13 protein-coding genes are annotated in these 13,526 nt (G+C 56.0%); 6 read left to right on the forward strand and 7 right to left on the reverse strand.

Features of this window, described 5'->3' with window-relative positions; all coding sequences use genetic code 11:
- Genes H8E27_07080 through H8E27_07090 form a run of 3 tightly spaced genes read left to right on the forward strand, consistent with a single transcriptional unit; the run spans position 1 to position 1,553 of the window.
- The gene (locus H8E27_07080) at positions 1-312 is read left to right on the forward strand and encodes a YbaB/EbfC family nucleoid-associated protein (GenBank protein MBC8325371.1); all 312 of its coding nucleotides are present in this window, start codon (positions 1-3) and stop codon (positions 310-312) included.
- Positions 313-324: 12 nt separating this feature from the next.
- Entirely contained in the window at positions 325-939 is a 615-nt protein-coding gene (gene recR, locus H8E27_07085; GenBank protein ID MBC8325372.1) for a recombination protein RecR, read from the forward strand.
- 5 nt (positions 940-944) lie between these two features.
- The gene (locus tag H8E27_07090; GenBank protein ID MBC8325373.1) at positions 945-1,553 is read left to right on the forward strand and encodes an HAD family phosphatase; all 609 of its coding nucleotides are present in this window, start codon (positions 945-947) and stop codon (positions 1,551-1,553) included.
- A 6-nt stretch (positions 1,554-1,559) separates the two neighbouring features.
- Here the strand turns inward: H8E27_07090 and H8E27_07095 are convergent, their stop codons facing one another.
- The 4 genes from H8E27_07095 to dnaK form a co-directional block, all read right to left on the reverse strand.
- Positions 1,560-2,045 carry a hypothetical protein gene (locus H8E27_07095; protein MBC8325374.1) on the reverse strand — a complete coding sequence of 162 codons (486 nt, stop codon included), beginning with the start codon at positions 2,043-2,045 and terminating at the stop codon, positions 1,560-1,562.
- 136 nt (positions 2,046-2,181) lie between these two features.
- Entirely contained in the window at positions 2,182-3,804 is a 1,623-nt protein-coding gene (gene groL / locus H8E27_07100; GenBank protein ID MBC8325375.1) for a chaperonin GroEL, read from the reverse strand.
- Between the two features lie 26 nt (positions 3,805-3,830).
- Complete coding sequence (gene groES, locus H8E27_07105) at positions 3,831-4,124, reverse strand: co-chaperone GroES (protein MBC8325376.1); 294 nt, start codon at positions 4,122-4,124, stop codon at positions 3,831-3,833.
- Between the two features lie 68 nt (positions 4,125-4,192).
- Positions 4,193-6,121 carry a molecular chaperone DnaK gene (gene dnaK / locus H8E27_07110; protein MBC8325377.1) on the reverse strand — a complete coding sequence of 643 codons (1,929 nt, stop codon included), beginning with the start codon at positions 6,119-6,121 and terminating at the stop codon, positions 4,193-4,195.
- Positions 6,122-6,370: 249 nt separating this feature from the next.
- Between dnaK and H8E27_07115 the strand changes: the two genes are divergently transcribed.
- Both H8E27_07115 and H8E27_07120 read left to right on the forward strand, forming a co-directional pair.
- Entirely contained in the window at positions 6,371-7,108 is a 738-nt protein-coding gene (locus H8E27_07115; GenBank protein MBC8325378.1) for an outer membrane lipoprotein-sorting protein, read from the forward strand.
- Positions 7,105-8,136, forward strand: a complete 1,032-nt coding sequence (locus H8E27_07120) for a hypothetical protein (protein ID MBC8325379.1) — start codon at positions 7,105-7,107, stop codon at positions 8,134-8,136. The genes H8E27_07115 and H8E27_07120 overlap by 4 nt, the downstream gene beginning before the upstream one ends.
- Here the strand turns inward: H8E27_07120 and H8E27_07125 are convergent.
- Entirely contained in the window at positions 8,133-8,570 is a 438-nt protein-coding gene (locus tag H8E27_07125) for a hypothetical protein (GenBank protein MBC8325380.1), read from the reverse strand. The genes H8E27_07120 and H8E27_07125 overlap by 4 nt on opposite strands.
- 120 nt (positions 8,571-8,690) lie before the next feature.
- Here H8E27_07125 and H8E27_07130 point away from each other — a divergent pair, with 120 nt between their 5' ends.
- Positions 8,691-11,249 carry a dehydrogenase gene (locus H8E27_07130; protein ID MBC8325381.1) on the forward strand — a complete coding sequence of 853 codons (2,559 nt, stop codon included), beginning with the start codon at positions 8,691-8,693 and terminating at the stop codon, positions 11,247-11,249.
- A 7-nt stretch (positions 11,250-11,256) separates the two neighbouring features.
- On the opposite strand, the gene H8E27_07135 is transcribed toward H8E27_07130, so the two are convergent.
- Both H8E27_07135 and H8E27_07140 read right to left on the reverse strand, forming a co-directional pair.
- Entirely contained in the window at positions 11,257-12,519 is a 1,263-nt protein-coding gene (locus H8E27_07135; protein ID MBC8325382.1) for a DUF4339 domain-containing protein, read from the reverse strand.
- 113 nt (positions 12,520-12,632) lie between these two features.
- On the reverse strand, positions 12,633-13,505 hold the full coding sequence (locus H8E27_07140; protein MBC8325383.1) for a hypothetical protein: 873 nt from the start codon (positions 13,503-13,505) through the stop codon (positions 12,633-12,635).
- Between the last annotated feature and the right edge of the window lie 21 nt (positions 13,506-13,526).

Raw genomic sequence — 13,526 nt, forward strand, 5'->3', positions numbered from 1 at the left:
ATGGCAAGTATCAATAAACTGATGAAGCAGGCCATGAAGGCCCAGCAACAGGCGCAGGAAATGCAGGCTTCGATGGCCGATCGCACGGTGGAAGCCACCAGCGGCGGAGGCGCGGTAAAGGTGGTGGCGTGCTGCGATGGCAGCGTGAAATCTATCAAGGTGGATCCCGAAACGCTCGATCCCGATGATGTGGAGATGCTCGAGGATATGCTGCTCACCACCGTCAACAAAGCCATCGCCGAAGGTCAGGCCATCCAGCAACAGGAGATGGCGAAGATCACGTCTGGTTTTAATATGCCGGGCTTGGGTTAGGCGGTGCCGATGATGAGTTCGATGACTGCACTGCCCGAACCCGTGGCGGCATTGGTCGGCGCGCTCGGTCAACTCCCCGGCATTGGCCCACGCTCGGCCGAGCGCTTGGCGCTGCATCTTGTTCAAAGCGAATCCGGTCAAGTCCAGCAACTGGCCGAGGCGCTGCTTACCGCGCGCGATCGCATTCAGCTTTGCGAAACCTGCGGCGCGCTTACTGAGCATCAGCCGTGCGCGCTGTGCACTGATGACCGCCGCGATGCGGCCACGTTATGCGTGGTGGAAACAGCGGTGGACGTCATCAACGTCGAAAAATCCGGCGCGTTCAAAGGACGCTATCACGTGCTTGGCGGTAAAATTTCCCCGCTCAACGGCGTGGATCCCGAGGATCTTCGTATCGCCGAATTGGAAGGCCGGTTGAACGGCGTCAACGAAATCATCCTCGCGCTCGGTACCGATGTGGAAGGCGACGCCACCAGCAATTACCTCGCGCAGCGGTTTACGGGAAAGGGAAATCAAGGCGTCACCGTCACCCGCCTCGCCCATGGGCTGCCCGCGGGAAGTGGGCTGGAATACGCCGATGACCTCACCCTCACCCGCGCCCTCGAAGGTCGGCGCGAACTGCAGTAAGCGTGATGATCAAAGTCGCCGCATTCGATATCGGCAAAGTGCTGCTCGATTTTGATTACGGAATCTTCGTGCGCCGAATGGCCCCGCGCACGAAGATGGACGAGTCCGCGCTGGACGCCTTCCTTAACCAATCGCCATTGCTCGCCCAATACGAAAGCGGTCAACTCACTTCGCCAGAATTTTTCGCCATCGTCCAAAAAGAAACCGGCTTCGACGGGACCGAATCGGAATTCGCCGCTTACTTCGAAGACATCTTTACCCCCATCGAAGAAATCATTGCGCTGCACACCAAGCTCACCGCGAGCGGTTTACCCACGTACACCCTTTCCAACACCAACGAAATGGCTGTGCGCCACATCAGCCGCGCCTATGATTTTTGGCCCCGCTTCACCGGCCACATCCTCTCGCACGAAGTCGGTGCGCTCAAGCCCAACGCAAAAATTTACGAACTCTTCGAACAAACCACCGGCTGCCACGGAAACGAAATCCTCTATCTCGATGACCTCCCCGAAAACATCGCCGCCGCCAAGTCACGCGGCTGGCACGCCATCGAGCATCGAACCCCCGAAGCGACTCGAGCGGCATTTTTGGAATTGGGAATTTTGGCTTTGTAGCGGCGTTTACTTCCGCTTGTTCATTTCGCGGTTGAGTTGCTTGAAGTTTCCTTGCTCGCAGCATTGGACGTAGCCTTCGGCGACGCGTTTTAGTTTTTCCCATTCGCGGCGGATGGCGCGGGCTTCGCGTGGGTTGATTTTGGAATCGGAGGCGGCACTGGCGACGGTGGAAAGGAGGTCGGCAAATTGTTTGACGACTTTGCTGGTGGCGGGGCCGAGGCGTTGGGGGATGTCGCCGTTGCTGGCGGTGACGGCGTTGTCGACGTAAAAGCCGCCGGTTCGTTCGCATAACCAATGGATGACGCGGGGATCGCCGGTGGCGTTGTAGAGGGAGAGGGCGCGGTCGAGGGGGTTGGGGATTCCGCTGGCGGAGCCGCTGTCGGGAGCCTCGGCCCACTTATATACGGTGGAAGGCGAGAGGTTCATGTCGTGTGCAATGATCTGGACGGAGGAGTCTTTGAATACGCGTTTGAGGAGACGGTGGGATTTCATCGCGAGTAGTGTAGCTGAAATCATAGAGGCTTGGGTACTGTAAAGTTGAGGAAAGTTTATAGTAGGGTCGGGGCCAGGCGGGCACAAAAAAACGGGGCCGGTGAACCGGCCCCGTTGTGATTTTTTTGCCTGGGAATTACATGTGATCGTGGCCGTGGTCGGGAGCGGCGGGCGCTTCCTTCTCGGGCACGTCAGTGATGAGGCACTCGGTGGTGAGCAACAGGGCCGCGATGGACGCGGCGTTCTGCAGCGCACTGCGGGTGACTTTGGCGGGGTCGACGACGCCGGCCTTCAAGAGGTCGGTGTATTTGTCGGCAGCCACGTCGTAACCAATATTGTCCTTTTTGGAGAGCACTTCCTGCACGACGACTGCGCCTTCGACGCCGGCGTTGCTGGTTAGTGCGCGCAGTGGGGCTTCCAGTGCGTGCCGGACGATGTCCACGCCGATTTGCTCGTCACCGCCGATGTTAATTTTCTTAACAGCGGGGAGGCAGCGCAGCAGTGCGACGCCGCCACCGGGGACGATGCCTTCTTCGACCGCCGCACGGGTAGCGTGCAGGGCATCTTCGACTCGGGCTTTTTTCTCCTTCATCTCGGACTCCGTTGCGGCGCCTACGTTGATGACGGCTACACCGCCGGCGAGCTTGGCGAGGCGCTCTTGAAGCTTCTCGCGGTCGTAATCGCTGGTGGTTTCTTCGATCTGACGACGGATCTGGTCGATGCGTCCTTTGATCTCTTTGGCTTTGCCGCCGCCATCGATGATGATGGTGTTTTCTTTTTCAACCACGAGGCTGGTCACGGTGCCAAGGTCGCTGAGCTCAACGCCTTCGAGCTTCACACCGAGGTCTTCGGTGATGAATTTGCCGCCGGTAAGGATGGCAATATCTTCCATCATCGCCTTACGACGATCGCCAAAGCCGGGGGCTTTCACAGCGCAAACCTTGAGCGTTCCGCGCAAACGGTTCACCACGAGGGTGGCCAGTGCTTCGCCTTCGACGTCTTCAGCCACGATCAGCAACGGCTTGTTGCCGGCGGCCACAACCTTCTCGAGGATGGGTTGGATGTCCTTCACGTTGCTGACTTTCTTCTCGTACAGCAACACGTAGGCGTCTTCATATTTGGCGACTTGTGTGTCGGAGTCGGTCATGAAGTACGGCGAGAGGTAACCCTTGTCGAACTGCATTCCTTCCACCACTTCAAGAGTCGTCTCGATGGAGCGAGCTTCCTCAACGGTGATGGTGCCGTCTTTGCCGACTTGGTCCATTGCGTCAGCGATGATTTCACCGATGGTGGTTTCCCAGTTAGCGGACACGGTGGCGACCTGTTGGATTTCGCCCTTGCTGGTGACCTTTTGGGAGATCTTGGCAAGTTGAGCCACTGCGGCGTCCACGGCCTGTTGCACACCACGCTGGATGTGAATGGGGCTCGCGCCGGCGGTTACGCTGCGAAGGCCTTCGCGATAAATGGCCTCGGCGAGCACGGTCGCGGTGGTGGTGCCGTCGCCGGCCACGTCGCTGGTTTTGCTGGCGGTCTCGCGGACCATTTGTGCGCCCATGTTTTCAAACGGGCATTCCAGCTCGATCTCTTTGGCCACGCTGACACCGTCTTTGGTGGCCGTGGGGGAGCCGAATTTTTTGTCGATGAGCACGTTGCGGCCTTTGGGGCCGAGCGTGACTTTCACCGCTTTGGCGAGTTTTTCAACACCGCGCAGAATGCCCTGTCGGGCTTTTTCGTCGAATACAAGTTGTTTGGCTGACATGTTTTTCTTTCTTTAAATAATAGGGGTTAGCCGACGATTGCCAGAATGTCGTCCTGGTTCAGGATTTTATATTCCTTGCCGTCGAGTTTGATTTCAGTTCCGCCGTACTTGTTGGTCAGAATGATGTCACCTTTTTTCACTTCAAAGGGAACTTTCTTTCCGTTGTCGTCGGTTTTGCCGGTACCCAGCGCGACGACTTTGCTTTCCTGCGGTTTTTCTTTCGCGGAATCGGGGATAATGATTCCGCCCTTTTTCACTTCAGCCTCTTCAACCGGTTCCACGAGGATCCGATCGCCAAGGGGTTTAATCTTTAGTGCCATGGTATTTCTGTTTTTTTGTTTTTAGGGTTAGTGTGATTGAAACCCCCGCGACACCCGCCGCGGGAAATTTATGCTTTCTCTTCTTCAACGACCTCGGCGTCGACCACCGGGCCATTGTCCTTTTTCTCTGAATCTTCGCCGCCGTCGGGTTGCGCAGCCTGTTCGGTTTGCTCTGCCTCGGTAGTGGCTTTATAGACCTCACCAGCGGCAGCCTGTACGGCTTCCTGCAGCTTCTCGTTGGCGGCTTTGATGGCATCCTGGTCGTCGCCGGCCAGTTTTTCTTTCAATGCTTCAGTCGCTTTTCCGAGATTTTCCTTGATGCCGTCGGAAAGTTTTTCTTCGTTTTCTTTCAACATTTTTTCCGCGGCGTACACGCCGGTGTCCGCTTCATTACGTATTTGAACCTGCTCTTGCCGTAGTTTATCGGCATCAGCGTTCTCTTCCGCCTCGCGCTTCATCCGATCGATTTCGTCATCGGAAAGACCGCTGGAATCCTTGATGGTAATTTTTTGTTCCTTGCCGGTTTGCTTATCCTTGGCGCTCACGTGGAGGATGCCGTTGGCGTCGATGTCGAAGCTCACTTCAATCTGTGGCATCCCGCGTGGGGCAGAGTCGATGCCGTCCAGCTTGAAGTTGCCGAGTTTTTTGTTGTCATTCGCCATCGGGCGTTCGCCCTGAAACACCACCACATCCACCGCCGGTTGATTGTCGGCCGCGGTTGAGAAAACATTGGATTTCTTTGCGGGGACAGTCGTGTTGCGCTCGATGAGTTTGGTGAAAATGCCGCCCTCGGTTTCGATGCCGAGCGAAAGAGGCGTTACATCCAGCAACAATACGCTGTCCAATCCCTCTTCTTTGTTGAGCACACCGCCTTGAATCGCTGCGCCAATGGCGACTACTTCGTCAGGGTTTACGCCTTGATTGGGCTGTTTGCCGAGCAACGCCTTGGCGGTATCCACCACGCGGGGCATCCGGGTCATCCCCCCGACGAGCACCAGTTCATCGATTTGTCCGGAGCTAAGTTCCGCATCGCGCATACACGCCTTCACCGGTGCGGTGGTGCGCTCGAATAAATCATCCGTGAGTTGTTCCAGTTTGGCGCGGGTTAGCTCCACTTTGATGTGCTTCGGCCCGGATTGATCGGCCGTGATAAACGGCAGACTAATTTCGTAAGTCTGTGCGCTGGACAAAGCGATCTTCGCCTTCTCGGATTCTTCTTTGATGCGTTGCATCGCGTCGGGTTGGCCGGTGAGATCGATGCCGCTGTCGCTTTTAAATTCTGCTACCACCCAGTCGATGATCGCATTGTCCCAGTCATCGCCGCCGAGGTGCGTGTCGCCGTTGGTGGCTTTCACCTCAAACACTTTGTCTCCGATTTCTAAAATTGAAATATCAAACGTGCCGCCGCCCAGATCGTACACGGCAATTTTTTCATCATTCTTTTTATCGAGCCCGTAGGCCAGTGAAGCTGCGGTCGGCTCATTGATGATTCGCAGCACCTCAAGGCCGGCGATCTTGCCCGCGTCTTTGGTGGCTTGCCGTTGGGTGTCATTGAAATACGCCGGTACGGTGATGACCGCTTGCGAGATGCTCTCGCCCAAACGCATCTCGGCATCCGCCTTCAATTTAGCGAGCACCATTGAGGCGAGCTCCTGCGGGCTGTAAGATTTTTTTTCGCCGTCGACATCCACTTCAATCGCCGCGTCGCCGTTGTTGCCGGAAACCACATTGTACGGCATCCGCTTGGATTCCTCTTTCACCTCATTGAACTTGCGCCCAATGAAACGCTTGGCGGAATAAATCGTGTTGGCGGGATTCGTCACCGCCTGTCGCTTGGCGGCATCGCCCACCAACCGTTCGCCGCCCTTGCCAAATGCCACCACCGAAGGCGTCGTGCGTTTGCCCTCGGAATTCTCCAACACCATCGCCTCCCCGCCGTCCATCACGGACATGCAGGAATTCGTTGTGCCCAAATCAATGCCTAATATCTTCGCCATAAAATTTTCTCCAAATTGGCCTCCACTGTGACACAGCACGTAAAGCCAACACCTTTAAGCAAATCTAATGCCACCCACTTATTCCCTAAAAATAGCGTTAAATCTCAAAGTTAGTCCCCAAAATAGTGCCGTTATGGCACAATTGCGCCACTTGAAAAGTATTTGTGTCACATCCTGGGAGGGCATCGGATAACCTTACCTTGCGGGATGCTTCACCTCGGCTTAACTTTTGGCGAGAGGTCTCAAACTATGAAACGAATTTTCATTTTTCTGTTAACCGCCCAATTGGCTCTGGCGGCCGACACGGCCAAATCGTTGCCGCCGGTGCCTTCAGGTGTGGCCGGCCAAAAGGCGATGGGTGTGGCGTTGGCGGAAAATTTGCGTGGGATGCGGTTAGTAAACCAAGATGAAATCAAGGGCAACCTTCGCATCCGCAGTCCGCGTGGCAAACGCGAAAATGTGCCGGTGACTTTTCGCGCCAAGATCGATGGCGCCGTGCAGGTGGAGACGTTTGTCACCGCCAAAGGTACTTTGCAAATTACCAAGGCACCCGGCAAACCCAACGAGTACCTGTTCACCGCGCCGAAAGCGAAGGAGGGAAAGAAAATAGAAGGCAAGGCACTAAACACAATCTTTGCCGGGTCTGATTTTACGATGGGCGATTTGGGATTGGAATTTTTGCAATGGCCCAATCAACAGGTGATTGGGCGTGCGTCGCGATTGCGCGAATCGTGCAACATCCTTTTGAGCACGCCCGAAAAAGTGTTGCCCGGCGGTTATAGTCACGTGAAGTGTTGGGTGGAAATTCACAACCGCGCCTTGCTTTGCGTGGAGGCATATCGCGGCACGAAACGGGTGAAATTGTTTCAGGCCAAATCATTCAAAAAACTGGAGGGCGAATGGCAGTTGCGCGAGTTGGAATTGCGCAATGATGTGACCGATGCGCGGACCCAAATCCAATTCGACCTGAGCTCGCCGCGTAAGTGATGGGCTGGGTTTGTCTTTTAACCGTGGTGGGCGGCGTGGCGCTATTCGTGGGCGCGACTTTTCTGAACCACAATCGCGAGCAAAAAAACGAACACGATTCAGTCGGGCCGTTGGTGCTCAAAGTGGGTGCCTCGGTGTTAATGCTCATCATTTTCATTTTGTGCATTCGTATGGGTAAAATCGGAATGCTATTAGCGATTGTTCCCGGTGTGCTATTAGGATTTATTTGGATTGGCAGTATTTCCGATTTGTTTATGGGTGGCGTGATGAATTGGATGACCGGTGAAGGCGAGGAGGTTGAGCCTAAGCCGTTTTATTCGGTGGCTGAAACCAAGCGCCATCGCGGTGATCCACAGGGAGCGATTGCGGAAATTGAGGATCAGCTTTCGCGTTTCCCCGGCGATTTTGAAGGGCAAATGTTGATGGCTGAAATCCAGGTGGTGACCTTGAAAGATTTCCCGGCTGCGGCTGCCACGTTGCGCACCATCTTCGCGCAGGAACATCACGCCATCGGCCAACTCACTCGCGCGATGAATACGCTGGCGGATTGGCAGCTAAAATATGCGGAGGATAAGGACGCTGCGCGCGCCACCTTGCGGGGCATCATGCAGCGCTTTCCAAACACCGGCGCGGAGCTGCTCACTGCCCAACGCCTCGCACGGATGGATGCCTTCATCGAATACCATGATAAACGCGATGCGGGCCAAGTAGTGAGCGATTGCCTCAAGCAACTGGAAACTCATCCGCTGGATAACGACACTCGTGAAAAATTGGCGTGCGTATATTTCGAGCGTTACGATCAGCCCAAGCAAGCGTGGACGGAATTGAATACCCTCATCCAGCGCCCCTTTCAACAATCGCGTGATGTGTGCCGATGGCTAAACATGGCGGCGGATTGGCATTTGAAACTGGATAACATCGCGGGCGCACGCAACGCGATGCAGCAAATCATCGCGATCTTTCCCAATACCGCGCTCGCCGAAGCGGCGGGCACGCGGCTTACTCGATGGAAAGACAAGGATGCCTAGTTGCTCGCGGCCGCAGTCGTTGGGCGCGTATACGTGCCAAGCTGCGCCACGGTCATCGACATCAGTCGATTGGCCAACGCAAGATCCGGGTTACGCCACTTGGTGCGTACTTGAAATGTGATCAGCGAAATATCCGGCGACTCCGCATCGGTTTGCACCTTCACCCACGCGTGGCGTTCGTTTACGCGGGCGGTCACGGTGTTTTTTGTAGCCTCAATCGAAGTGATGGTGCCCTCAAGCGTCAACACTTCCCGTACCGCCTGCATCGCCTTAGCCGGCGGCCAGTTGGGGCGAAGTTGGAACGTGTCCGAGCGGCCGGGGATCATCGTGAAATTTGATTTGCCGTCTTGGGTGGTGAAACAGCCGGTCAGAAATGTCATCGCAAGTGTCATCGTCAGGCCGGCTACGATTATGGAGTTCTTCAGTGTCCTCATTGGACGGCCATTGAAGGGGGGAGTGAAATTTTGAACAAGTGCGAATGATTCACAATCCAATCGAGTCTTGTCAGTAAGTGGCACGACGCGTAGGCTGCGCCGCTTTCGTATCATCGGATTATGAACAGGATTTTTGCAATCACCTTCATCGCGCTGTTGGCAGCAGGTTTTAGCGCAACCGCCCAAAAGGGCGATCGCAAAGGACAGGATCAACCCGAAGTGTGGCGCACGATGGACGTACCACCCGCGCCCACGCTCACGCCCGCGCAGGCGCTTAAGACGTTCAAGCTCGCTCCGGGGTTCCGCATTGAAATTGCCGCGGCGGATCCATTGGTGCACGACCCCGTGGCAATGGCTTTCGATGCCGATGGCCGGATGTGGGTGGTTGAAATGCGCGCCTTTATGCCCAATGTGGACGGCACCGGCGAGGATGCCCGCACCGGGCGCGTGGGAGTTTTGGAGGATACCAATGGCGACGGCAAAATGGACAAGCGCACGGATTTTCTCACAGACCTGCAAATGCCACGTGCAATTGCGCTGGTAAAAGGTGGCGTACTTGTGGCCGAGCCACCCATACTTTGGTTTTGCGAAGACACCGATGGCGATCTCAAGGCCGACAAAAAAACGGCAGTCCTCAAGAACTACGCGACCCAAGGCCCCGTGGAGCACACCGACAACGGCTTGATGCCGGGCCTCGACAACTGGCTTTACAATGCGAAGTCCACCAAACGTCTGCGGTTCATCGACGGCAAATGGGTGCTGGTAAATACCCGCTTTCGCGGCCAATGGGGCATCACGCAGGATAATTACGGGCGCATATATTATAACAACAACAGTAACCCCTTGTACGGCGATCTGATTGCGGGGCATTATTCCGTGCGCAATCCGCATCATCCTTCACGGCACGGGGTGAATGTGCCATTCTTCAATGAACGCACCGTGTGGACGTCCCGAGTGAATCCGGGCATCAATCGAGGCTACCAAAAACCAATGCTGCGCGAGGGGCATCTCGCTACTTGGACCGCCGCGTGCGGGCCGGTGATTTATCGTGGCGATCAATATCCGACCGCGATGGTAGGTGACGCATTCATCCCCGAGCCTTCGGGAAACATGATCCGCCGCCAACGCATCACGTGGAAAGCGAACGGGATGCCCGATGCGCAGAATGCGTACGACAAGGCCGAATGGCTGACCTCAACCGACGAGCGTTTTCGCCCGGTGACTATGGTCAACGGCCCCGATGGCTGTCTCTACATCGTGGATATGTATCGCGGCATCTTGCAGCATAAAGTTTATGTGACCTCGTTCCTGCGCAAACAAATCATCGAGCGCAAACTCGATGCGCCGATTGGCTTGGGCCGGATTTATCGCGTGGTGCACACGGGCAAAAAACCGAAACAATCCCCAAAAATTTCTAGCCAAAATTCCAGTCAACTCATTGCGCACTTGGAATCGGACAATGGTTGGTTGCGCTCCACCGCGCATCGGTTGTTGGTGGAGCAGGCGAATGTGAAGGCGCTCCCGCAATTACGCGAGACAGCCACGCACAGCGAAAGCCATTTGGCGCGGCAACACGCGCTATGGATTTTGGAGGGCACGGCCGGCTTGGACAGCGAAACCATCGCGGCCGCGATGAGCGATGAGCATCCGCGTGTGCGCATCGCGGCACTGCGCGTGGCGGAGGCATTCACGGCGGGCTTGGGGAATGCCGAAGCAGACACAGACGCGCGGGTTACATTGCTGACTCCGTTGACTCAAATTGTGAACGACAAAAACGTGGATGTGCAGCGGCAGGTGGCGTTAAGTTTGCCGGTGATTTCTGTGCCGGGAACGGAGCCATTGCTGCGGGCGTTTGTGGCGAAACGCGCGGGGGATGCGATCATTCGCGATGGGCTCATTACGGGTTTGGCGGGGCGCGAGCTGGAATTTTTGCAACGCGTGCCGGGCGATGCGGCGTGGAACAAAGAAGATAAAAACATCCGGGAGATTCTCAAATCGTTGGCCGGATGCGTGGCGCGGCAGCGCGATGGCGCGCGATTGGAGCGGTTGCTAAAATTGGCGGCGAAACAGAATTCGTATTTTCAGCGTGCCGTGTTGGAAGGTGTGTCGGCGGCAGCATTCCCGCGTGGGCGTGCGTTAAAACCGGTGGCCTTCAAATCCCAGCCGCTGGCGATGGCGGAGCTGGCGAAGAGTGCTGATAAACTCGTACGCGGGCACGTGGAGCGTTTGGGGAAATTTTTGGTGTGGGGCGAGGCGGCGCGTCCGCCCAAGCCGCCGCGCGCGCTGACGGCGGCGGAGCAGGGCCAATATGAATTAGGCAAAATTTTGTACACGGCTACGTGCGGGGCGTGTCATCAAGCCAATGGGCTGGGTGAGGAAGGCAAAGCGCCGCCGCTATTGGATTCACCATTTTTGGTGGGCCCGGCGGATCGGGCGATTGGTATTGTGCTACACGGGGTGACGGGGCCAATCACGGTGCACGGACGGCAATACAATATGAGTATGCCGGCATTGGTGGGTTTCCAACCGGAACAGGTGGCGGCGATTTTGACGTACGCGCGGCGCGAATGGGAGCACCGGGCGGAGCCGGTAACGGCGGCACAGGTGAAGCGGCTGATGGAGGCAAATGCCCGGCGCGAAGCACCATGGACGGAGGCGGAGCTGTTGAAGCTAAAGTAACGTGCGGCTAGGGTTCGGCAATGATTTTGATCACGGTGCCATTGCGGTAACGGAAAGTGATTCGGCTGAAGTAGCCGCCGCTGGTGATGTTTCTTACGGTTAACCCTTTGTAAACCCAATCCGCGCCGAGATCTTCATCGGGCCATCCGAAGAATTCATAGACCGCCGTGTATTGTTTGCCGAGGTAAAGCAGGTCGATGCGGTTGCGAATGTTACGGGCAGTGACGCGGTCATCCACGCTGTATCTCCATTCAGTGAGGCGTCCGCGGCTGTTGGGGTCAGGGATTTTTGGGTCTATGACTTCCACGTTGGTGTTGGTGGGCGGAGGTTGGGTGGCGACCGTGGGAGGGGATGCATTGGTGCCTGCCGCCGGTGGCGGGGTGACTGGAGCGGTGGCTCCTGGAAAGCTTGCCTCCGGCATAGTAGGGCCGGGGTAGCCGGCCATATTGGGAGGCAATGTCGGCGGAATCATTGCGATGAGGTTACCTTTGTGATCCCAAATAGTGCGCTTGGCGATTTGCCCGCCTTCGTACTCGAGCTCTTCGTTGCGCGTGCCGGAGTGGTTAAAATAAAGCGTGAGCTTGCCGCGACCGCTTTCGTAATTCCCAGATGGGATGCCATTGAAATTAAAGCTGGCGGCGATGATGAGGTGGCCGGTTTGATAGGTTTCGTTCAGGGCAACATTGCCGTTGATATGCCAAACCACGCGTTCGCCTTCGCGCAGGCCATCGATGTAGTTCACCGTTTCCCACAGGGTGCCATCATCAAAATATTTATGAACCATTCCGGTGAAAGGAGTTTCTTCGCCTTTCACGTATGTGAGATTGTCGGCTCGGCGTTCAATACTTTCGATGAGTACTTCATCATTGAGGAAGTACACCCAAACCACGAAGGCGGTGATGAGGGTGACCGTAACTCCGGTCCACACGCCGATCCGCATCCAATTGCGCTTGTTCTGGGGAACGGGTCCGGGATCAACAGTGTGAGTGTTGCCGGAGCCGGCACTGGTCACAAATTGCGGATGGGGCTTGGCGGGACCGCCCTCGGAAACGGCTTGGGCAGCGGCGATGGCTTCGGCGCGTCGTTGTTGGCGGAGGGCATCGGTTTTTTCCGGCACGCCTGGAATTTTTTCAAGCGTAACCCAATCGCGACTGCCATTTTGCCAGCACAAATCCCAAGCTTGGAGCTTGCCCTCGGCCAACATATGGCAGGCTTGATCGTGGGTAAAAGGCCCCATATGGTGCCCATCCCGGTTAATCAAGATATTCATCGAGACACACTTCGTTCAACATGGATAAACGTTCAACGTGTATAAAGATAGACCAAAACTGTTGTTTATTCAACGGAAATGGCAAATAAAAGTAGCTTGAAAATCCGGCTGTTTTATTTCGATAGGGCGACAATGTAGCCCTGAAGTCGCGAGGCGTGGTCATTTTGGGCTTCGCGTTGGTAGATTTGGTGGAGATTGCTACACATTCGCAGGAGGATGCGGCGCGGGCTGGCGGGCACGAGGAAGGCTTCGTGGAATTCGTAGCCGGCTTGCTTGAGGTATTTCATACAGTCAGCTTTGGTAAGCACGCGGCCGCGGTTGAAGGCGTCGATGTAAATTTCCTGGCGCGGATCCTGAAAGCGGCACAAGAAGTGGCCGGGCAAACCAATGCCGGTGACGGGGAGTTTCAGCCGGCGACACACGCCCAGATAAATCATGCTTAACGAAATGGGATTGCCCAGACGGCGATCGATGACGCGGTTCAGATAACTGTTCTCTGGATCGTAATAATTATCCTCATCACCGGTGAAGCCTTGTTCTTTGAAAAGGAATTGGTTGATGCCCGCGATGAGTCCTTCGGGCGTGGCGCCGAAATCGAGTTTACTGCACAAGTCGTGCGCGTAGTCATCAAGGATGGCGCGATAGGCGGCCACGTTGATCTCCGGATATTGCGTGCGCGCCAGTTGCCATAAGCCTTCCTCGAGATCCAGTTCTTCGCCGTGGTTCAGACAAAAGGCCGAGAAATCCGTGTCGGTTTCCTGACGATGAAAATGGGCGATAATTTCCTGCGTGCGTCGCCGCAGCACCGGATCCTCACTTAATGCATACGGCTCAAGCCACGCCACCACGCCAATGCCGTGCGAAAGGATTTCGGATCGAATGGCGCGATACACGCCTTTGTCGTCATCAGCCAAAAGTGAAATGAGGGCTTCCCGCTGTTTCACGGGCAGATCGCTCACCACGGCCTTGGGGGGGGCTTCACGCATGGTTCGCAGACAGTGTGGCAG

The organism is Limisphaerales bacterium (assembly GCA_014382585.1).
Taxonomy (GTDB): domain Bacteria; phylum Verrucomicrobiota; class Verrucomicrobiia; order Limisphaerales; family UBA1100; genus JACNJL01.